Origin of the sequence: Bradyrhizobium sp., from assembly GCF_036009065.1 — a bacterium.
Classification (GTDB): domain Bacteria; phylum Pseudomonadota; class Alphaproteobacteria; order Rhizobiales; family Xanthobacteraceae; genus Bradyrhizobium.
Genome location: NZ_DASYMN010000199.1, coordinates 18510 through 38183 on the forward strand (window position 1 = coordinate 18510; position 19674 = coordinate 38183).

22 protein-coding genes and 1 pseudogene are annotated in these 19674 nt (G+C 62.0%); 18 read left to right on the plus strand and 5 right to left on the minus strand.

Features of this window, described 5'->3' with window-relative positions; all coding sequences use genetic code 11:
* Positions 1–70 precede the first annotated feature (70 nt).
* Together VGP39_RS12210 and vapC are read left to right on the plus strand one after the other, a co-directional pair.
* A complete protein-coding gene (locus VGP39_RS12210) occupies positions 71–274 on the plus strand; it encodes a type II toxin-antitoxin system VapB family antitoxin (protein WP_327568365.1) in 204 nt (67 codons plus the stop codon).
* A complete protein-coding gene (vapC, locus tag VGP39_RS12215; RefSeq protein ID WP_327568366.1) occupies positions 271–672 on the plus strand; it encodes a type II toxin-antitoxin system VapC family toxin in 402 nt (133 codons plus the stop codon). Before VGP39_RS12210 ends, vapC begins: the two co-directional genes overlap by 4 nt.
* Before the next feature lie 55 nt (positions 673–727).
* On the opposite strand, the gene VGP39_RS12220 is transcribed toward vapC, so the two are convergent.
* The 5 genes from VGP39_RS12220 to VGP39_RS12240 form a co-directional block, all read right to left on the minus strand.
* A complete protein-coding gene (locus VGP39_RS12220; RefSeq protein ID WP_327568367.1) occupies positions 728–1723 on the minus strand; it encodes a hypothetical protein in 996 nt (331 codons plus the stop codon).
* Positions 1724–1846: 123 nt separating this feature from the next.
* Positions 1847–2074: a hypothetical protein gene (locus tag VGP39_RS12225; RefSeq protein WP_327568368.1), complete on the minus strand. Its 228-nt coding sequence runs from the start codon at positions 2072–2074 to the stop codon at positions 1847–1849.
* 38 nt (positions 2075–2112) lie between these two features.
* Positions 2113–2388 (minus strand): type II toxin-antitoxin system Phd/YefM family antitoxin, encoded by a 276-nt coding sequence (locus tag VGP39_RS12230; protein WP_327568369.1) that lies wholly within the window; start codon positions 2386–2388, stop codon positions 2113–2115.
* 37 nt (positions 2389–2425) lie between these two features.
* A complete protein-coding gene (locus VGP39_RS12235; protein WP_327568370.1) occupies positions 2426–2653 on the minus strand; it encodes a hypothetical protein in 228 nt (75 codons plus the stop codon).
* Between the two features lie 11 nt (positions 2654–2664).
* The gene (locus tag VGP39_RS12240; protein WP_327568371.1) at positions 2665–2895 is read right to left on the minus strand and encodes a hypothetical protein; all 231 of its coding nucleotides are present in this window, start codon (positions 2893–2895) and stop codon (positions 2665–2667) included.
* 297 nt (positions 2896–3192) lie between these two features.
* On the opposite strand from VGP39_RS12240, the gene VGP39_RS12245 reads away from it, so the two are divergent.
* From VGP39_RS12245 to VGP39_RS12320, 16 genes and pseudogenes are all read left to right on the plus strand, one after another.
* Positions 3193–4191, plus strand: coding sequence for a 30S ribosomal protein S2 (locus VGP39_RS12245; RefSeq protein WP_327568372.1), 999 nt, complete (start codon positions 3193–3195; stop codon positions 4189–4191).
* A gap of 133 nt (positions 4192–4324) precedes the next feature.
* Entirely contained in the window at positions 4325–5281 is a 957-nt protein-coding gene (gene tsf, locus VGP39_RS12250; protein ID WP_327568373.1) for a translation elongation factor Ts, read from the plus strand.
* A gap of 222 nt (positions 5282–5503) precedes the next feature.
* Positions 5504–6220 (plus strand): UMP kinase, encoded by a 717-nt coding sequence (gene pyrH / locus VGP39_RS12255; protein ID WP_327568374.1) that lies wholly within the window; start codon positions 5504–5506, stop codon positions 6218–6220.
* Positions 6221–6284: 64 nt separating this feature from the next.
* Positions 6285–6848, plus strand: coding sequence for a ribosome recycling factor (gene frr / locus VGP39_RS12260; RefSeq protein ID WP_327568375.1), 564 nt, complete (start codon positions 6285–6287; stop codon positions 6846–6848).
* Between the two features lie 117 nt (positions 6849–6965).
* On the plus strand, positions 6966–7724 hold the full coding sequence (locus VGP39_RS12265; RefSeq protein WP_327568376.1) for an isoprenyl transferase: 759 nt from the start codon (positions 6966–6968) through the stop codon (positions 7722–7724).
* Positions 7721–8563: a phosphatidate cytidylyltransferase gene (locus VGP39_RS12270; RefSeq protein WP_414644650.1), complete on the plus strand. Its 843-nt coding sequence runs from the start codon at positions 7721–7723 to the stop codon at positions 8561–8563. The genes VGP39_RS12265 and VGP39_RS12270 overlap by 4 nt, the downstream gene beginning before the upstream one ends.
* A 4-nt stretch (positions 8564–8567) precedes the next feature.
* Positions 8568–9791 carry a 1-deoxy-D-xylulose-5-phosphate reductoisomerase gene (gene dxr, locus VGP39_RS12275; RefSeq protein WP_327568377.1) on the plus strand — a complete coding sequence of 408 codons (1224 nt, stop codon included), beginning with the start codon at positions 8568–8570 and terminating at the stop codon, positions 9789–9791.
* Between the two features lie 44 nt (positions 9792–9835).
* Positions 9836–10987 (plus strand): RIP metalloprotease RseP, encoded by a 1152-nt coding sequence (gene rseP / locus VGP39_RS12280; RefSeq protein WP_327568378.1) that lies wholly within the window; start codon positions 9836–9838, stop codon positions 10985–10987.
* Positions 10988–11160: 173 nt separating this feature from the next.
* Complete coding sequence (gene bamA, locus VGP39_RS12285; protein WP_327568379.1) at positions 11161–13698, plus strand: outer membrane protein assembly factor BamA; 2538 nt, start codon at positions 11161–11163, stop codon at positions 13696–13698.
* 233 nt (positions 13699–13931) lie between these two features.
* Positions 13932–15017 (plus strand): UDP-3-O-(3-hydroxymyristoyl)glucosamine N-acyltransferase, encoded by a 1086-nt coding sequence (gene lpxD / locus VGP39_RS12290; protein ID WP_327568380.1) that lies wholly within the window; start codon positions 13932–13934, stop codon positions 15015–15017.
* Entirely contained in the window at positions 15017–15472 is a 456-nt protein-coding gene (fabZ, locus tag VGP39_RS12295; protein ID WP_327568381.1) for a 3-hydroxyacyl-ACP dehydratase FabZ, read from the plus strand. Before lpxD ends, fabZ begins: the two co-directional genes overlap by 1 nt.
* 96 nt (positions 15473–15568) lie before the next feature.
* Positions 15569–16273: a GrlR family regulatory protein gene (locus tag VGP39_RS12300; RefSeq protein ID WP_327568382.1), complete on the plus strand. Its 705-nt coding sequence runs from the start codon at positions 15569–15571 to the stop codon at positions 16271–16273.
* Positions 16274–16289: 16 nt separating this feature from the next.
* Positions 16290–16892 carry a class I SAM-dependent methyltransferase gene (locus tag VGP39_RS12305; RefSeq protein WP_327568383.1) on the plus strand — a complete coding sequence of 201 codons (603 nt, stop codon included), beginning with the start codon at positions 16290–16292 and terminating at the stop codon, positions 16890–16892.
* A gap of 319 nt (positions 16893–17211) precedes the next feature.
* A complete protein-coding gene (lpxA, locus tag VGP39_RS12310) occupies positions 17212–18030 on the plus strand; it encodes an acyl-ACP--UDP-N-acetylglucosamine O-acyltransferase (protein ID WP_327568384.1) in 819 nt (272 codons plus the stop codon).
* Positions 18031–18304: 274 nt separating this feature from the next.
* Positions 18305–19162: an LpxI family protein gene (locus VGP39_RS12315; RefSeq protein WP_327568385.1), complete on the plus strand. Its 858-nt coding sequence runs from the start codon at positions 18305–18307 to the stop codon at positions 19160–19162.
* A pseudogene (locus VGP39_RS12320) lies at positions 19162–19674 on the plus strand (lipid-A-disaccharide synthase); the annotation flags it as partial. The gene VGP39_RS12315 and the pseudogene VGP39_RS12320, both read left to right, overlap by 1 nt.

Here is a 19674-nt window from a genome sequence, read left to right on the forward strand (position 1 = left end):
GTTCGTCAGCCATTGCCCGAACGCTATGTGTATGGTATTGTCCCATGGTACACACGTAGCGGATTGCCCGATGCGCACCAATATCGAGATTGATGACACCCTCATGGCCGAAGCCCAGAAGGTTTCCGGACACGCCACCAAGAAGCAGACCGTAGAAGAGGCGCTGCGTTTGATGGTCAGACTTCGGCGGCAACACGAGGTCGGCGCGGCTTTCGGCAAATATCGCTGGCGCGGCAACCTTGATGAGAGCCGCAAGGGGCGAGGGGTTGGGTGATCGTTGTCGACAGCAGCGTCTGGATCGACTTCCTCAACGGCCGGGACGCGCCCCATGTCGAACGGCTGCGCGCGATCATAGGTACTGACGAGGTCATCGTCGGCGATCTGATGCTGTGCGAGGTGCTGCAAGGTCTTGACGATGAACGGACGGCGCGGGAAGTCGAAGGCCTGATGCGGCGCTTCGAAATCGTGCATATGGCCGGCGACGCGATTGCCGTTGCGGCAGCCCGCAATTTCCGTTCCTTGCGCGGGCGCGGCATCACCGTTCGCAAGACCATCGACTTGCTGATCGGCACCTGGTGCATCGAGAACCGCAGGCCGCTGCTTCACAATGATAGCGATTTCCATCCCATGGCGCGCTATCTGGGGCTGATCGAGTTGCCGGTGACGGCTTGAAGCCGCATTGCGAGAATTGGGCGGCACCAAAGGCGGCCGGCTCCAATTTCGAACATTATTGGTTCAATGGCATGTCTGCACTCTGAACCTCAAACGATGCAAACAAATCAAGCAGGCGCTTCTGCATGCCCTGCCAATTCGGTACATCTTCAGGCAGATGGCGCAAGTAAAAATGTCGTCCATTATTTAAGAAGCGATGCTGACATGACTTTGGAAACATCTCCGATGGAGTGCCGCAGGTTATCAGCGTTGTATTGACGCCGTTCGGCCGCTCATCCGCATATACGAGATAGCGGTAGCCTTCGTATTTTTTGGAATCTCGACCGTAGGAAACAATCTTACTCTTTTGCAGTCCGAATTCAGTACTCTGCTCAACGATTTCGCCACCCGGAGCAGCTTCCATCGAACTCAAGAGCCAAGCCGGCTTCCAAGTGACGAAGACCCAATTGCTGTCGCGCTGATGAGGCGGCAGATCGGCCCAACGTGTCTGGAGCGGGAGAAAATCCGGCGCGACCGTGGTGAGGTACAGGAAACGGCTTGAGCCACCGCTCCATTGTGACTGATACGTCTTCGGTATGCGATAAGCCTCTCGTTGCGTAAACCGAATATAGTCGTGCTCGGAAGCGCGGGCGAAAACCATCGGCAGGCTGCCAATGAAATTATGCTTCGGCACGCAGGTGAGTGTGGGTCGATAGGCTTCCAACTTCCCATTGATCACGCCAGGGACGAAATCGTAATTGCGGTATGACCAATGAAACATTTCATCGCCGACAACCAGAATGGCGTGATGCTGCATATACATGCCGCTCTCGCGTTTCGCTCGCATCCTCAGTCCGGAAAGATCGAACAAGGTACGCGCTGGTTTATAGTCCTCCTTCGCATCGGCGACTTGAACGCAATAGGGTGCGGACCCGGCTGTATGGCTAGCGCGTTGAGCGACAAGAAACGACGTCGCAATGCTTGCGGCGCCGGCAAGTCCGACGACCGCCGCGGCCAGCCAAACGAACTTCATTGACCCCCGCAAGGTGTTTCCGTGACGGTAGAATGCCATGCAATGCTCCTAACGGGCATGCACTTAAAACTGGTTGGGAAAAGGTCGTCTTTTTCGACGCAAGATTTACCTTTGATTTACTTGCTTCCGATGGATTCCGGGTCGGGTATGGGACGGCAGTAGCTAAGCTGCCAATACCGCCTTTTTCACAGACTGCGGCAGGGCGACCGGGCGAAAGGACTTCTTCGGATAGAGATAGTCCTCGCCAGACTCATCGACGATCCAAAGCAGGCCGTGTTTCTCGGCAGGGGTATCGCGAAGCGCGATATAAATCTTCCGCGTTTCAAGGGACACCGCGTAGCCCTCGTTATCGATGCAGATGACTAATTGTTTCGGTTGTGTATTTGCCATGGTGAAGTTTCAAAGCAGGGTGATATTTCAGCGCGTCGCTATTCCGTTTCGATATCTTCCAGACGGACCCCGCGCCCGGCACGCAGGCTAGCGCGCGCCTGCTCGATCCGGCGCAAAAATCGCGGATCGTTTTCGAGCCGATAATCAAACCAATCTTCTTCCGATTCGAAACCGATCAGGACTCCGGCCGGCTTGCTATGGCGCGTGATGACGATCTCCTCCGTTTCGGCCTCGCGAAGATATCGAGACAGATGGTCCTTGATTTCGGAGAGCGGAACTTGCTTCACGCCTGTTTTGCGAATTGTGCGAGCCATGAATCGGCCTCCGGTCAATGGCGCGTGGCGGAAGCACTTAAGCTGCTAGCACCGCTCTTTTCACGGCCAGCGGCAGCGCAATCGTGCGAAACGACTTTTTCGGATAGAGATAATCCTCACCGGACTCATCAACGATCCGAAGCAGGCCGTGTTTCTCGGCAGCGGCATCGCGAAGCGCGACGTAAATTTTCCGCTTTTCGAGTGAGACGGCATAGCCCTTGTTATCGACGCATACGACCAGTTGTCTCGTTTGTGTCTTTGCCATGATCTCGAATTTCAAAGCAGGTATTTGATTTTGTATTCCTTCCGCTCGATTCCGGCGGCTTCGTACCAGTGTATTTCAGCTGAATGGATAGTGCCATCCATCAACCTGACGCGGGCGATGCCTTTGCGCTTACGCCAGCGGCCGGGCCCGTAGAATTTGCGCAACCCGCTGATTTCGCGAATTCCGGCCCCTGCTGCGAAGGTCTCAATGTCGGCGATTTCGCCTGGATTCTCGAAGCGCATCGGGCGATCGTGTCGCCACTGCGCTATACCGTCAATCGTGGGGTAACATTAGGCTGGCACGGCGCTCGGAGAGCTTCGAACTCCCGACAGCCGGATTCGCCGCTTAACCGGCCATTTAGCCCCAAAACACCCCGATATTTCCTTGCTTCTCCCTCAAATCCCGCTATATACCGGCCCATCTCACACGGAAGCATGGCTGTCACAGGCCGTCCGGTGGCAACCGGGCCGCAAGTCTTTATGGCTTAAGGCTCGCATTGCTCACACGCTTCCGCCAGGAACCAACCGGAGAACTGAACGATGGCGCTACCCGATTTTTCCATGCGTCAGCTGTTAGAGGCTGGCGTTCACTTTGGCCACCAATCGCACCGCTGGAATCCGAAAATGTCGGATTACATTTTCGGTGCCCGCAACAATATCCACATCATCGATCTTGCGCAGACGGTGCCGCTGTTGCACCGCGCGCTGCAGGCGGTCAGCGACACCGTCGCCAAGGGCGGCCGCGTGCTGTTCGTCGGCACCAAGCGGCAGGCGCAGGACGGCGTCGCGGAGGCTGCGAAGCGCTCGGCGCAGTATTTCGTCAATTCGCGCTGGCTCGGCGGCACGCTGACCAACTGGAAGACGATTTCCGGTTCGATCAAGCGTCTGCGTCATCTTGAAGAGATGCTCGGTTCGGGCGAAGGCTCGCAATACACCAAGAAGGAGCGCCTGACGCTGCAGCGCGAGCGCGACAAGCTCGACCGCTCGCTGGGCGGCATCAAGGACATGGGCGGGCTGCCCGACATGATCTTCGTGATCGACACCAACAAGGAAGACATCGCGATTCAGGAAGCCCAGCGGCTGAATATTCCGGTCGCCGCGATCGTCGATACCAATTCCGATCCCAAGGGCATTACCTACGTGGTGCCCGGCAACGACGACGCCGGCCGCGCGATCACGCTGTATTGCGACCTCATGGCGCGCGCCGTGATCGACGGCATTTCGCGTGCGCAGGGCGAGTCCGGCATCGATGTCGGAGCCTCGGCCCATCCGGTCCGCGAGGAAATTCCGGAAGCCCCGCAACCTGCGGGCTTCCAGGGTCTTGCCGGGCCGCGTGGTGCTGCCGATGACCTCAAGAAGCTCACCGGCGTGTCCGGCGCGATCGAGAAGAAGTTCAACGACCTCGGCATCTTCCATTACTGGCAATTGGCCGAGCTCGATCACGATACGGCGCACAAGATCGGCGAAGAGGTCGGTCTGCCCGCTCGCGCCGACGGCTGGGTCGCCCAGGCCAAGGCGATGACGGCGGAAGCGGAATAGCGAGAAACGCTTCGTGGCCGGAACATCCGGCCGCCGGTCCTCTGGTTCAATCGACTTGAATTCCTGACGGCGGATGACGGCGAGGCTCACACGCCTTGCCGCGCTCGCCCTGACAGGCAAAGGATATCTAACGATGGCTATAATCACCGCGGCGATGGTCAAGAATCTGCGCGAGACGACCGGCGTCGGCATGATGGATTGCAAGCAGGCGCTGTCCGAGAATAACGGCGACATGGAAGCTGCGATCGACTGGCTGCGCAAGAAGGGCCTGTCGAAGGCCGCCAAGAAGGCCGGCCGGATCGCGGCGGAAGGCCTGATCGGCGCGGTGACCGCAGGCACCCGGGGCGTCGTCGTCGAGGTCAATTCCGAGACTGACTTCGTCGCACGGAACGAGCAGTTCCAGGGGCTGGTCAAGATGATCGCGCAGGTCGCGCTCAAGGTCGGCGCCGACGTCGAGGCGATCAAGGCGGCGAAGGTCGGCGAGATCACCGTCGAGCGTGCGATCACCGATGCCATCGCAACCATCGGCGAGAACATGACGCTGCGCCGCGCCGCGATGCTGGAGGTCGGCAAGGGCGTGGTCGCGAGCTACATCCATAACGCCGTGATCGAAGGCGCCGGCAAGATGGGCGTGATCGTGGCGCTGGAATCGGACGGCAAGACCGACGAACTGGCAGCATTCGGCCGTCAGCTCGCCATGCACGTTGCCGCCGCCAATCCGCAGGCGCTGGATTCGGCCTCGCTGGATCCGGCCGTGGTGCAGCGCGAGAAGGACGTGCTGGCCGACAAGTATCGTCAGCAAGGCAAGCCGGAGAATGTGATCGAGAAGATCGTCGAGTCCGGTTTGAAGACCTATTACAAGGAAGTCTGCCTGATGGACCAGGCGTTCGTCCACGACGAAAAGGGCAAGTCGGTGGCCCAGGCCGTGAAGGAAGCTGAGGGCAAGATCGGCGCGGCTGTGAAGATCACCGGATTTGTGCGCTATGCTCTGGGCGAGGGAATCGACCGGCAGGAAACCGATTTCGCGGCCGAAGTCGCTGCCGCCAGCGGCCAAAAGAAGCCGCCGGAGGATCCCGCGACCGTATCGTAACGGGGTTGGCGCTTAGGAGCATGATGGTTTTAGACCGAATCGCCACGACGCTCGGCTCACCTCTCCCCGAAGGGGAGAGGTCGGATCGCATCGCCAGATGCGATCCGGGTGAGGGGCCTTTCCGCGAGTCCGAGTGCGTGGAGAGACCCCTCACCCGAAGCCTTCGCTGGCGCTCCGGCTTCGACCTCTCCCCTCCGGGGAGAGGTGAAAAGGAGCCGCATCATGGCTGAGCCGATCTATCGTCGCGTGGTGATCAAGCTTTCCGGCGAATATTTCGCCGGCAGCCACTCGTTCGGAATGGACCAGCCAACCATCGACCGGATCGCCGGCGACCTGATCGCGGCCAGGCAGCTTGGCGTCGAAGTGGCTGTCGTGGTGGGCGGCGGCAATTTGGTGCGCGGCGTCGAAATATCGTCGCGCGGGGTCTCCCGTCCGGTAGGCGACACTATGGGCATGCTGGCAACGGTGATGAACTGCCTTGCGCTGGAGGCTGCCCTCGAGCGCAAGGGGCAACCGGCGCGAACCCTGTCGGCGTTCGTGATGCCGGAAGTCTGCGAACTCTACACGCGCTCGACCGCATTCAGATATCTGGCGGAGGGCCGAATCATCCTGCTCGGCGGCGGCACCGGCAATCCGTTCTTCACCACCGATACCACGGCCGTGCTGCGCGCCGCCGAAATCGGCGCGCAAGCCGTCCTCAAGGCCACCAATGTCGACGGCGTCTACAACGCGGACCCCAAGAAAGACCCGTCGGCCAAGCGGTTCGAGCGCCTGACCCACTCACAGGCGCTTGAGGGCGGCTACAAGGTCATGGATGCGACCGCTTTCGCGCTTGCCCGCGAGACGTCGCTGCCTATCATTGTATTCTCGATCGCCGAGCCGGGTTCGGTCGGCGCGATTCTGCGCGGGATGGGGCGCGGCACGGTGGTCGCGGGCTGACACGCGTGGCGGCGTCGGGTCCGCGCATGATGCGGATCGAGACAAGAAGATTCAGGAGGAAGAGATGCCCACGGGCAATTTCGACATCAACGAATTGAAGCGCCGCATGCAGGGCGCGACCCAGGCGCTGAAGCATGAACTCGGAGGCTTGCGCACCGGACGCGCCGCCGCTTCGATGCTGGAGCCGGTGCAGGTTGACGCCTACGGCACCCACATGCCGCTGAACCAGCTCGCGACGATCAGCGTCCCGGAGCCGCGCTTGCTCTCGGTGCAGGTCTGGGACAAGTCGATGGTCAAGGCGGTGGAAAAGGCGATCGTCGATTCCAATCTGGGCTTGAGCCCGGCCACCGAGGGACAGGTGCTTCGCCTGCGAATTCCGGAACTCAACGAAGAGCGGCGCAAGGAACTTGTAAAGGTCGCGCATAAATATGCCGAAGCCGCAAAGGTCGCCGTGCGCCATGTTCGCCGCGACGGTCTCGATACCGTCAAGAAGCTTGAGAAGAATCACGAAATTTCCGAGGACGACCAGAAGCGCCTGGACAACGACGTCCAGAAGGTAACCGACGCATCGATCGCGGAAATCGATCAGTTGCTTAGCGCCAAGGAAAAGGAAATCCTCACCATCTGACGGGCACCAACGCAGGGCCCTGCGGTCTTGCGTCGAAGATGCGCGTAAACTATTGATTTCGAGCGCTTATTTGTCGCCGGCCGCAAGCCGCCGGTCCGGACGCTCTGGGACAAACCGATGTCGAACGTCGCCGTGCCTGCAACCGAAGGATCGGATCCCGCCGAACCGCCTTTGCATGTCGCGATCATCATGGACGGCAACGGGCGCTGGGCCGCGGCCCGCGGCCTCCCGCGGGCGGAGGGTCACCGCCGCGGCGTCGAGGCGTTGCGGCGCGTGGTTCGCGCGGCAAGCGAACTTGGCATTCTGTATCTGACGATTTTTTCCTTCAGTTCCGAAAACTGGTCCCGTCCGGCGACCGAGATCGGCGATCTGTTCGGCCTGCTCAGGCGCTTCATCCGCAATGATCTGGCCACCCTGCATCACGACGGCGTGCGCGTGCGCGTCATCGGCGAACGCGACGGGCTCGAACAGGACATCTGCGCGCTTCTCAAGGAGGCGGAGGACCTGACCCGCGACAACACGCGTCTCAATCTTGTGGTTGCGTTCAACTACGGCTCGCGGCAGGAAATCGCCAACGCCGCCCAGCGCCTTGCCCGTGAGGTTGCGGATGGAAAGCGCGACCCCGCGACCATCAATGCCGACAGTCTCGGCCAATATCTCGATGCGCCGGATATTCCGGATCCCGACCTGATCATCCGCACCAGCGGCGAGCAGCGGCTGTCGAATTTCCTGATGTGGCAGGCGGCCTATAGCGAACTGGTATTCGTGCCGATTCATTGGCCGGATTTCGACAAGGCCGCGCTGCAGGGCGCGATCGCCGAATATGCCAGACGCGAGCGCCGTTTCGGCGGTCTCGCCGCGAAAACCGGATCGTGACCGGGAGCGACGCCGCGCCGGCGGCGGAGCCGGGATCGCGAAATCTGCTGATGCGCGTCATTGCCGCGCTGGTTCTGGCGCCGACAGCCATTGCGGTTGCCTGGGCTGGTGGTTGGCTGTGGGCCGGTCTTGTGACGTTCGCCGCGATCGGTCTCTACGTGGAATGGCTTATGATCGTCGGCGCCGGGCGCAATGCCGGCGTCATCGCGGCCGGGACAGCTGCGCTGTCTCTTTCCGGATTTTGCCTGGCGTCCGGGCAAATCGACGCGGCGCTCGTGACGGTGGCACTGGGTGCTCTGAGCGTTGGATTTTTCTGCCCAGGCATGCGTGCGTGGGTCGCGGCGGGTTTTTGCTACGCCGCCGTGGCACTGGTCGGGTCGATCCTGATGCGGCTCGACACGGCATCCGGATTCGTCGCGCTGATCATGGTTCTCCTGATCGTGTGGGTGACCGATATCGGCGGCTATTTTGCGGGCCGTGGGCTGGGCGGCCCGAAACTATGGCCGCGGGTCAGCCCCAAGAAGACCTGGGCGGGCGCGATCGGCGGATTTGTCGCGAGTCTGGCGATTGCGGCGGTTTGCGCCGGCCTGGGTTTTGGCAAAATGGGCCCGTTGCTGCTGCTCGGCGCGGGCTTGTCGATCGCGTCGCAGCTTGGCGATCTCTTCGAATCGGCGGTGAAGCGGCGGTTCGGGGTCAAGGACTCGAGCCACATCATTCCCGGCCATGGCGGGCTGCTCGACCGGCTCGACGGCTTCGTCGCCGCGATCGCGCTGGCGGCACTTATCGGAATTTTACGCGGCGGCGTCGATGGCGTCGGCCGCGGTGTTATGGTTTGGTGAGGACATGAGCGCTGTTCCGTTGCGTAACAACAAGGCCACGGCGTCCGCCGTCCGTGCCGTAACCGTCCTCGGGGCCACCGGCTCGATCGGCGACAGCACGATGGATCTGCTGCGGGCGTCGCCTGCGCGCTACCGGGTTGAGGCGCTGACCGCCAACACCAATGTCGAGGCGCTGGCGAAGCTGGCGATCGAGTTCGACGCGCGCTTTGCCGCGATTGCCGACCCTGCGCGCCTTGACGAACTCAGGGATGCGTTGGCGGGCACCGGCATCGAATGCGGCGCCGGCGAAAGCGCCATCATTGAAGCCGCATCGCGTCCGGTGGACTGGCTGATGGCCGCCGTCAGCGGCGCCGCCGGCTTAAAACCAGCGCTTGCGGCGGTCGACCGGGGCACCACGGTCGCGCTGGCGAACAAGGAGTGCCTGGTCTGTGCCGGCGACTTCTTCATGCAGCGCGCGGCGAAGGCAGGGGCGTGCATTCTCCCCGCCGATTCCGAGCATAACGCGCTGTTTCAGGCGCTCAGCTCCGGCAATCGCGAAGAGCTTGTCCGGGTCATCATCACCGCGTCCGGCGGGCCGTTCCGGACCTGGAAGAACGCCGATATCGAACAGGCCACGCTGGCGCAGGCGCTGAAACATCCGAACTGGAGCATGGGACAGAAGATCACCATCGATTCGGCGTCAATGATGAACAAGGGGCTCGAGGTGATCGAAGCCTCCTATCTGTTCGCGCTGACGCCTGACGAGATCGATGTGCTGGTGCATCCGCAATCGATCATTCATGGCATGGTCGAATTTTCGGATCGTTCGGTGGTTGCGCAGCTGGGCGCTCCTGACATGCGCACGCCGATCGCCCACTGCCTTGGCTGGCCCGAGCGCATCGTCGGCCCGGCGGCGGCGCTCGACCTTGCCAAAATCGGGCAATTGACGTTCGAGGCGCCGGATTTCGAACGCTTTCCGGCGCTTCGGCTCGCCTATGACGCGCTGCGGACGGGCAGGGGGGCGACCACGGTCTATAACGCGGCCAATGAGGTGGCGGTCGCCGCCTTCATCGCGGGCAAGATCAGGTTCGGGGCGATCGCGCGGCTGGTCGAGGCCACAATGAACGACTGGGTACGCTCCGGAAACCTGACGACATTGACCTCCGCAGACGATGCGATTGCCGTTGACCATGTTGCGCGAAATAAAGCTACCACCCTCTTGCCTCAAATTGCCTTAAAGGCATCCTAGAGGGTTGGGGGACAGGGCCATCGGTCTTGCGCGAGGGGAATTGGATGGCCGACGTTTTTCTAAACAGTTTCAATACGTTGAGCCATGGCGTGATCGGCTACATCATTCCGTTCCTGTTCGTCCTGACGATTGTCGTTTTCTTCCATGAACTCGGACATTTCCTGGTTGCCCGCTGGGCCGGCGTCAAGGTGTTAACGTTCTCGCTCGGGTTCGGGCCGGAACTCGCCGGTTTCAACGACCGCCACGGCACGCGATGGAAAATCTCAGCCATTCCGCTCGGCGGCTACGTAAAATTCCACGGCGACGAGAGCGAGGCGAGTACGCCCTCGAGCGCAGCGCTCGCCAACATGACCGCGGAAGAGCGCGAAGGCAGTTTCCATCACAAGAAGGTCGGACCGCGCGCGGCCATCGTCGCGGCTGGTCCGATCGCGAATTTCATTCTGGCGATCGTGATCTTTACCGCGCTGTTCACGTTTTTCGGCAAGCCGAGCACAACCGCGCGGGTCGACACGGTGCAGGCCGGCAGCGCCGCCGCAGCCGCCGGTTTTCAGGGCGGCGACGTGGTCACGGCCATCGACGGCAATACGATCGGCAGCTTCTCCGACATGCAGCGGATCGTCAGTATCCGCGCCGGCGAGAAACTTAACTTCACCGTCAAACGCGGCGATTCCACGCTGCAGTTGCAGGGCACGCCGGAACTCAAGGAAGTCAAAGACAATTTCGGAAACGTGCACCGGCTCGGGGTGCTCGGCATTACCCGCGCCACCAATCCCGGCGACGTCCTGACCGAGCGGGTCAATCCCGCAACCGCGCTTTGGCTCGGCGTCAAGGAAACCTGGTTCGTGGTCGATCGGACGCTGGCCTATATCGGCGGGGTCTTCACCGGCCGGGAAGCGGCCGACCAGGTCGGCGGTCCCTTACGGATCGCGCAAATTTCCGGGCAGGTCGCCACCATCGGGGTCGCCGCCCTGGTGCATCTTGCGGCGGTGCTTTCGATTTCGATCGGGCTGCTCAACCTGTTTCCGGTGCCATTGCTCGATGGCGGCCACCTTTTGTTCTATGCGGTCGAAGCCGTACGGGGACGGCCGCTGTCGGAACGGGCGCAGGAGATGGGGTTCCGGATCGGTCTCGGGCTGGTGCTGATGCTGATGGTGTTTGCGACCTACAACGACATCCTGCATCTGGCCGCGTCATGAAGGCCCTTTTCAGTCGCGTGGCCGATAGGCAACGTCTTGGAATGAAAATGAAATTGCACTGCGAAAGGCCGTTTGCCGCCCCGGCTAAATTGGCTACAAGCGGGGCAACAAATGGGAATCCGCCGGGCCGTAGGGGTGCGGGCCGGCTCTGGAATAACAAGGGCGCTTTGCGCATGACTGTTGGAATGCGAGTACGGGGTGGCTTGTTCGCCGCCCTGATCTTGGTCGCCACGCCGGTCGCCGCAACCGTGGCCGCCGCATTGATGTCGGCGCCCGCAGCCGCCCAGACCGCCGCCTCGATCGCCGTCGAAGGCAACCGGCGCGTGGAAGCCGAAACGATTCGCTCCTATTTCAAGCCGGGGCCCGGCGGCCGCCTCGACCAGGGCCGCATTGATGACGGGCTGAAGGCCCTGATCGAGACCGGGCTGTTTCAGGACGTGAAGATCAACCAGGCCGGCGGCCGGCTGGTGGTGACCGTGGTCGAAAATCCGGTGATCGGCCGCATTGCCTTTGAGGGTAACAAGAAGGTCAAGGACGAGCAGCTTTCGGCGGAAATCCAGTCCAAGCCGCGGGGCACGCTGTCGCGCCCGATGGTTCAATCCGACGCCCAGCGGATCGCCGAAATCTATCGCCGTTCCGGCCGCTATGACGTGCGCGTCAATCCCGAAATCATCGAGCAGCCGAACAACCGCATCGATCTCATTTTCACCATCACCGAGGGTGCGAAGACCGGAGTCAAATCCGTCGAATTTATCGGCAACAACGCTTTTTCGTCCTACCGTCTCAAGGACATCATCAAGACCCGTGAATCGAACCTGCTGAGCTTCCTCGGCGGCGGCGACACCTACGATCCGGACCGGATCGAGGCGGACCGCGACCTTATTCGCCGATTCTATCTGAAACGCGGCTTCGCCGACGTCCAGGTGGTGGCGGCGCTGACCGAATACGACCCGCAACGAGGCGGATTCCTGGTCACCTTCAAGATCGAGGAAGGCCAGCAGTATCGCGTCGCCTCGGTTCAGTTCCAGTCCAGTATTCCGACCCTAGACGCCAATTCGCTGCGCAGCTTCTCGCGCGTCGGTGTCGGGTCATTGTACAATGCCGAAGCGCTGGAAAAATCCGTCGAGGAGATGCAGATCGAAGCCTCGCGGCGCGGCTATGCCTTTGCCGCCGTGCGTCCGCGCGGCGACCGCAATTTCGAGGCGCATACCGTGTCGATCGTGTTCGCGGTCGACGAGGGCGCGCGGACCTACATCGAGCGCATCAACATACGCGGCAATACCCGGACCCGGGACTATGTGATCCGCCGCGAATTCGATGTCTCCGAGGGCGATGCCTACAACCGTGCGCTGGTCGACCGCTCCGAGCGCCGCCTGAAGAATCTCGACTTCTTCAAGAGCGTGAAAATCAGCACCGAACCCGGCTCGTCGAGCGACCGCGTGATCCTGGTGGTGGACCTCGAAGAGAAATCCACCGGCGACTTCTCGGTATCGGGCGGCTACTCGACCTCGGACGGCGCGCTTGCCGAGGTCAGCATCTCCGAACGCAATTTCCTTGGCCGCGGCCTCTACGCCAAGGCCTCGGTGCAGTACGGCCAGTATGCCCGCGGCGGCTCGCTGTCCTTTGTCGAGCCGTATCTGTTCGACTATCGCGTCGCCGGCGGCCTCGATGTGTTCTATCGCGAGCAGCTGGCCAACAGTTACGTGTCCTATAATACCAAGACGATGGGCTTCAGCCCGCGGCTCGGCTTCGGACTGCGCGAGGATCTGTCGCTGCAACTGCGCTATTCGCTGTATCAGAGCTCGATCTCGCTGCCCGCCACGCTCTCCAACTGCAACAACCTTTTTCCGAACAACTCCTTGGGTCAGGGTTTCTATCCGACGCCGGCCTACATCAATCAGGTTTTGGGCGGGGTTGATCCCACCGGAAACGTTCTCCTCAACGGCATCCCAGGTTGCCTAGGCGACGGCGAATCCTCGCTTCCGGTCCGCAAGGAGCTAGCCAACGGCAAGACGTTGACGTCCTCGGTGGGTTACACGCTCAACTTCAATACGCTGGACAACAACAGGAATCCGACCGACGGCCTGCTGTTCGATTTCCGGCAGGATTTTGCCGGCGTCGGCGGCGACGTGACCTATCTGAAGTCTGCAATCGACGGCAAATACTACACGCCGCTGGTCGCCGATATCGTCGGTCTGATCCATGTTCAGGCGGGCGCCCTGACCAAGATCGGCAACAACGACATTCGCATGCTTGACCATTTTCAGATGGGGCCGAATCTGGTCCGCGGTTTTGCGCCCAACGGCATCGGTCCGCGCGACCTGACCTTCTTCCCCTTCACCGGAAGCGGCGACGCCCTCGGCGGCACCAAGTATTGGGGCGCTTCGGCGGAATTGCAGATGCCGTTCTGGTTCCTGCCCAAGGAAGTCGGCCTCAAGGGCGCCGTCTATGCCGACGCCGGGTCGCTGTTCGACTATCAGGGACCGACGTCGAATCCGCTGACCGGTGAAGTCAACGGCCTGGTCAACGGCTTACCCTGCAATTGCGCGATGGTATATGACAACAGCAACGTGGTCCGGACCTCGGTCGGTGTCGGCTTGATCTGGGCGTCGCCGTTCGGGCCGCTGCGCTTCGATTACGCGGTGCCGCTCACGAAGGGTGCGTATGATCGCGTGCAGCAATTCAAGTTTGGCGGCGGCACTTCGTTCTGAGGTTTGACGCTAGAGCGTGATAGTTTTAGTCGAGTTACGGCGCTCAGCTCACCTCTCCCCGCAGGGGAGAGGTCGACGCGCATCGTTAGATGCGCGGCGGGTGAGGGGCCTCTCCGCGAGTCCGAGTGCGTGGAGAGACCCCTCACCCGAAGCCTTCGCTGGCGCTCCGGCTTCGACCTCTCCCCTCCGGGGAGAGGTAAGAAGGAGCTGGATCAAACCACGCAGCGGATGGAATGGCGCAGCCAACCTTCTTCAAGCAACCACCTTCGGCGACGCTGGCTGAAATTGCAGCGTTGACGAACACGCATTTGGTCGACGCCTCAAAGGCCGGCCATCGGATCAAGGGCTTGGCCTCGCTCGACGAGGCCGGGCCGTCCCACCTGACATTTTTCGACAACATGAAATACGCCGGCAAGCTTGCGCAAACGCGTGCGGGCGCGTGCCTGGTGAGCGAAAGGCTTGTCTCGTCCATTCCGCCGCATGTGGCCGTGCTGCGTGCAGCCGACCCGCTTCTCGCATTCGTGGCATTCGCGCGCGAGCTTCATGCCGATTCCCTTCGTCCGCAATCGTGGTTCGGCAATACCGGCATCGCCGCATCGGCTATTGTTCATCCGACGGCGCATCTGGAAGACGATGTGACCGTCGAACCGCTTGCCGTTATCGGGCCGGGCGTCGAAATCGGCACGGGTTCGGTGATCGGCTCGGGTGCCGTGATCGGGGCCAATGTCCGGATCGGCAGGGATTGCGACGTCGGCGCCGGCACCACGATTCGATTTGCGCTTGTAGGCGACAATGTGCTGATTCATCCGGGCTGCCATATTGGACAGGACGGTTTCGGATTCATTTTCAGGTCCGGCGGTCACGTCAAGGTACCGCAGACCGGCCGCGTCCTGATCCAGAACGACGTTGAAATCGGGGCCGGAAGCGCGGTCGACCGCGGCAGCTTGCGCGACACCGTCATCGGCGAAGGCACGAAAATCGACAACCATGTCCAGATCGGTCACAATGTGACGGTCGGCCGGCACTGCTTGCTTGCCGCCAAGGTCGCGATCGGGGGAAGCGTCACCATTGGCGACAAGGTGGCATTCGGTGCCGGGGCGGGGATCATCGATCACGCTTTCATCGGCGATGGCGCGCAGATCACGGCGATGAGCGGCGTCAAGGACGACGTGCCTGCCCACGGGCGCTGGGGCGGCTTCTTTGCAAAACCGACCAGGCAGTGGTTCCGGGAAATTCTCGCGGTGGAACGCATGGTGCGCGACGGCGCGCCCAATCCGGGATCGGCTTCACCGAACCCGAAAGACGAGGGGCGCGCGTGATGGAGTCACCCGTTAGATTCGAGTTGGTCGACATCAACGCCATCCTCAAAACCCTTCCGCATCGCTATCCGATGCTGCTGATCGATCGGGTCATCAATATCCGGGCCGATCACAGCGGCATCGGCATCAAGAACGTCACTTACAACGAATACCCGTTTCTCGGGCATTTCCCCGATCGCCCGGTCTACCCTGGGGTGATGATGATCGAAGCCATGGCGCAAACCGCCGGCGTAATCGGCATCACGTCGGTGGAGGGCACCCAGAGGCCGAAAGCGGTCTATTTCCTCACCATCGACAAATGCAAGTTTCGCAAGCCGGTCTTGCCGGGCGATACCGTCGAGTACCACATGCGCAGCATCGGCCGGCGCAAGACCATGTGGTGGTTTCACGGCGATGCCAGGGTGAATGGCGTCACCGTCGCCGAGGCCGACGTCGGTGCGATGCTGACGGACTGAGTCGGCGTCGCCCGGATGAGCGCAGCGACATCCGGGTCCACCTCTCTACCCGCATATCGCTGCGCTCATGCGGGCTACTTGCTGAGGAGCGGTCAGGTGCTGGAAGGGTTTTACAAGGTCAGGTTCCAGGTCAACGACGCGGTCGGCAGGAGCGTGATGTACGCGCATGCCGGCAGCATGCTCGGCGGCAACTCGGCGTTCGCCCATTATGGCACCTATCAGGAGATCGACGGCGTCGTCACCTCGGAGATCACCAGTCATCGCCACAATGACGATCCGAACTACCAGTCGCTGCTCGGCGCCGATATCGCCAGGATAAATGTCCGGGGCAGCGCGCAAGGCGACATCTACCATTTCAAGGGCAGTTCGCCGCAGATGCCGGGCGCGGTCTTTCAATCGATGATGACGCCGATCGAAGACGAGACCGTTCCCGCGGTGGGCGCGGTGGGCGAAGGCGGCATCGTCAACGGGCTTTATTCCGTTCATATCCGGATGCTCGACGGCGTCGACGGCGGCCTTACCGGCGTGATGCTGCTGCATGAAGGCCGCATTCTCGGCGGCGATGCGTTCTTCTATTATCTCGGCACCTACACCTCGGCGAACGGCCGCTGGAAAGGCCAGATCCTCAACCAGGAGCACACCCCGGCCAAAGGCGAGCATCCGATCTTCGGCGGCCATGAGGTGGGCATCGGCTTCTCCGGCACCTGCGACGCAGCGGGCGCGCTGCTGGATGCGACAGCGCTTGCGGGCAAGCGCAGCCTGCGATTGAACGCGGTGCTGAAGCTGATGCGGCCGGCGTAACGCGTGATGAGCGCACATGGCATTACCTGGATTCTTTGAAGGCACGGGAATGCCCGATCCCGGATGGTGGGAGGCGTTATGGCCCGATCCCGCCAAGGTGCTGTCGGACGTTGGCATAAGGCCCGGCATGGACGTTGTGGACCTTTGCTGCGGCGACGGCTGGTTTACCTTTCCGCTGGCGAAGCTGGTTCGCAGCGTTGTCGCAATCGACATTGATGGCACTCTGCTGGAGGCCGCAAAAGTGCGGGTCGCAGAGCGTGGTGGCGCTTCTAATTGCAAGTTCGTCGAAGCCGACGCCTATGACATCGGCAGCGCCGTGCAAGGTCCGGCTGACCACGTATTTCTCGCCAACGCGTTCCATGGCGTTCCCGAAAGGCCGCGCTTGGCGAGTGCCGTCCGCGACGTTCTAAAGCCTGGCGGCGCGTTTTCGATCGTTAGCTGGTACGCGAGGCCGCGCGAGGAAACGCCGGTCTTGGGTCAGCCGCGCGGCCCGGCAACCGAACTGCGCATGACGCCGGAGCAGACCATTGCTGAAGTTCTGCCAAGCGGACTGCGACACCTTCGGACTGTCGACGTTTCGCCGTATCACTACGCCGCCGTGTTCGTCGTGACCGAGTAGCGAGTGTAGCCCGCATGAGCGTAGCGATATGCGGGTTGGCGGTACCGACATATCGCCGCTTCAACCTGAATTCATCAGCTCCAGTCCGTAGGGTGGGCAAAGGCGCTGTTGGCGCCGTGCCCACCATTTCGAGAATCGAAGGTCTTCGCGCTGATTCGTGGGCGCGCCGCCGGACGCGTTCGCGTCCGGCCGCTTTGCGCACCCTACGTACGACGTACCAGGCACCGAAACACGCCGAAACCAACCGTCACTGGACAGGTCCGGCACGCCGGGCTAACCAACGGAAAACCCAACACATTCGCAACCGACGTGACGGTTAATGCTGGACCATTCGACGAGCAAAATCGATCCCACCGCGCGGATTGAAGACGGCGCGGTGATCGGCGAGGGCACCTCGATCGGCCCGTATTGCATGATCGGGCCGGATGTCGTGATCGGTCCCGGTTGCCGGCTGATCGGGCAGGTGCACGTCACCGCGCAGACCACCATCGGCGCGAACTGCACCATCTATCCGTTCGTATCGCTCGGCACGCCACCGCAGTCGCTGAGCTACCGCGGCGAATCGACAAAGCTTGAGATCGGCGAGGGCTGCATCATCCGGGAGCAGGTGACCATGAATGCCGGCACGGTGGCCGGCGGCGGCGTCACCCGCGTCGGCGACCGCGGATACTTCATGAATTGCAGCCATGTCGGCCATGACTGCCAGGTCGGCAATGACGTGATCTTCGCGACCTCGGCGACCTTGGGCGGCCACTGCGAGATCGGCGATTTTGTTTTCATCGGCGGGCTGTCCGCGGTGCATCAGTACACGCGGGTCGGACCGCAGGTGATGGTCGGCGGGGTCTGCGGCGTGCGCGGCGACGTCATTCCGTTCGGTCTGGTGAACGGGCAATATGCCGTTCTCGAAGGCCTCAACATCATCGGCATGAAGCGCCGCAAGTTTACCCGAGAGCGGCTCGCCACGGTACGCGCGTTCTATCAAAGGCTGTTTCATGGACCGGGCGTTTTTGCGGAACGCCTGAACGACGCGCAGCCTCTTGCGGGCGCCGATCCCGCGATCGCCGAGATTCTAAAATTTATCGGTGACGGCAAGCATCGCGCGCTCTGTCTGCCGGCGGATAGCGGCAGCAGGTCGTGATCGCGGCAATCGCGGGCTGGAGCATGATGATATCAGGTCCAATGGCCATGATGCTCGGTTCACCTCTCCCCGCAGGGAAGAGAGCCTGCCCCCGACTTGATCGGGGGTCGACGCGCATCGTCAGATGCGCGGCGGGTGAGGGGCCTATCCGCGAGTCCGAGCGCGTGGACAGACCCCTCATCCGAAGCCGCCGCTGGCGCTCCGGCTTCGACCTCTCCCCTCCGGGGAGAGGTGAGAAGGAGCCGCTTCAAGCTAAAATCAGCATGCTGCGAACATGACGTACCAGCCTTTGCAGATTTCATCGCCCATCGCCGTGATCGCGGCCGGCGGCATACTGCCGTTCGCGGTCGCCGATTCCTTGGTCGCGCGCAGCATCAGTCCGGTTTTCTTCGCGCTGCGCGGCATCTGCGATCCGGTTGAGGTCGCGCGTTTCCGGCATCACTGGATTTCAATCGGCCAACTCGGCAGGCTTGCCAACTTGCTGCGCGCTGAAAACTGTCGCGATCTGGTGTTTATCGGCGCACTGGTGCGGCCGGCGTTGTCCGAGATCCGTCTCGACTGGAAAACGCTTCGCGCCATGCCGAGTGTATTAAAAGCCTTCCGCGGCGGCGACGATCATCTGCTGTCCAGCGTCGGCCGTATTCTGGAAAAGGATGGATTCCGGATGGTCGGACTCAAGGATGTCGCACCTAGCTTGCTGATGCCCCCAGGCTGTCTGACGCGCGCGGCACCGAACGCAGACGCCAACGCCGATATCGCCAAAGGGCGGGAGGTGTTGCGCGCGCTCAGTCCGTTCGACATCGGGCAGGCTGCAATTGTGATCGACGGCCATGTGCTCGGCGTCGAAGACATCGAGGGCACCGACGGATTGCTCGCGCGCGTATCGCGGTTACGAGGCGAGGGCCGTATTCGCTCCAAGGCCGGACGTGGCGTGCTGGTGAAGGCGCCGAAAAGCGGACAGGATCTCCGCTTCGATCTGCCGACCCTGGGCGCGAGGACCATTGAAGGCGCCGCAGTGGCGCAATTGGCCGGTATCGCCGTCATCGCCGGCAACACCCTTGTCGCCGAGCCTCAGACCATGGTCGAAGCCGCGGACAAAGCGGGCCTGTTCGTGGTGGGTTTGCCCGCGTGATGGCAGCCAAGCCAGTCGCAGTCGTCGCGCGAAAGATATTTCTGGTCGCGACGGAGGAGTCCGGCGACCGGCTCGGCGCCAGCCTGATGAAGGTGCTGCGGCAGCGGCTCGGCGATGCCGTGCGATTTGAGGGCGTCGGCGGGCTGACCATGGCGCGCGAGGGCCTGGTGTCGCTGTTTCCGATCGAGGAATTGTCGATCATGGGATTTACCGCGGTGGCGCGGAAACTGCCGATGATCCTGCGCCGCGTCCGCGAAACCACTGAGGCCGCCGTCACGGCGGCCCCCGATATCCTGGTGATCATCGACAGTCCCGACTTTACCCATCGCGTCGCGCGGCAGGTCCGTGCGCGCGCGCCGGCGATACCGATCGTCGACTACGTCGCGCCGACGGTATGGGCATGGCGATCCGGCCGCGCGCGCGCAATGCGCCGTTACATCGATCACGTGCTGGCGCTGCTGCCGTTCGAGCCGGAGGCGTATCGCAGGCTGGGCGGGCCGCCTTGCACCTAT

What these genes read in the sequence shown, in the direction of transcription:
- VGP39_RS12210 (WP_327568365.1), top strand. Translation starts at nt 71, where the DNA reads ATGCGCACCAATATCGAGATTGATGACACCCTCATGGCCGAAGCCCAG.
- VGP39_RS12220 (WP_327568367.1), bottom strand. Translation starts at nt 1,723, where the DNA reads ATGGCATTCTACCGTCACGGAAACACCTTGCGGGGGTCAATGAAGTTC.
- VGP39_RS12225 (WP_327568368.1), bottom strand. Translation starts at nt 2,074, where the DNA reads ATGGCAAATACACAACCGAAACAATTAGTCATCTGCATCGATAACGAG.
- VGP39_RS12230 (WP_327568369.1), bottom strand. Translation starts at nt 2,388, where the DNA reads ATGGCTCGCACAATTCGCAAAACAGGCGTGAAGCAAGTTCCGCTCTCC.
- VGP39_RS12235 (WP_327568370.1), bottom strand. Translation starts at nt 2,653, where the DNA reads ATGGCAAAGACACAAACGAGACAACTGGTCGTATGCGTCGATAACAAG.
- VGP39_RS12240 (WP_327568371.1), bottom strand. Translation starts at nt 2,895, where the DNA reads ATGCGCTTCGAGAATCCAGGCGAAATCGCCGACATTGAGACCTTCGCA.
- VGP39_RS12245 (WP_327568372.1), top strand. Translation starts at nt 3,193, where the DNA reads ATGGCGCTACCCGATTTTTCCATGCGTCAGCTGTTAGAGGCTGGCGTT.
- tsf (WP_327568373.1), top strand. Translation starts at nt 4,325, where the DNA reads ATGGCTATAATCACCGCGGCGATGGTCAAGAATCTGCGCGAGACGACC.
- pyrH (WP_327568374.1), top strand. Translation starts at nt 5,504, where the DNA reads ATGGCTGAGCCGATCTATCGTCGCGTGGTGATCAAGCTTTCCGGCGAA.
- frr (WP_327568375.1), top strand. Translation starts at nt 6,285, where the DNA reads ATGCCCACGGGCAATTTCGACATCAACGAATTGAAGCGCCGCATGCAG.
- VGP39_RS12265 (WP_327568376.1), top strand. Translation starts at nt 6,966, where the DNA reads ATGTCGAACGTCGCCGTGCCTGCAACCGAAGGATCGGATCCCGCCGAA.
- dxr (WP_327568377.1), top strand. Translation starts at nt 8,568, where the DNA reads ATGAGCGCTGTTCCGTTGCGTAACAACAAGGCCACGGCGTCCGCCGTC.
- rseP (WP_327568378.1), top strand. Translation starts at nt 9,836, where the DNA reads ATGGCCGACGTTTTTCTAAACAGTTTCAATACGTTGAGCCATGGCGTG.
- bamA (WP_327568379.1), top strand. Translation starts at nt 11,161, where the DNA reads ATGACTGTTGGAATGCGAGTACGGGGTGGCTTGTTCGCCGCCCTGATC.
- lpxD (WP_327568380.1), top strand. Translation starts at nt 13,932, where the DNA reads ATGGCGCAGCCAACCTTCTTCAAGCAACCACCTTCGGCGACGCTGGCT.
- fabZ (WP_327568381.1), top strand. Translation starts at nt 15,017, where the DNA reads ATGGAGTCACCCGTTAGATTCGAGTTGGTCGACATCAACGCCATCCTC.
- VGP39_RS12305 (WP_327568383.1), top strand. Translation starts at nt 16,290, where the DNA reads ATGGCATTACCTGGATTCTTTGAAGGCACGGGAATGCCCGATCCCGGA.
- lpxA (WP_327568384.1), top strand. Translation starts at nt 17,212, where the DNA reads ATGCTGGACCATTCGACGAGCAAAATCGATCCCACCGCGCGGATTGAA.
- VGP39_RS12315 (WP_327568385.1), top strand. Translation starts at nt 18,305, where the DNA reads ATGACGTACCAGCCTTTGCAGATTTCATCGCCCATCGCCGTGATCGCG.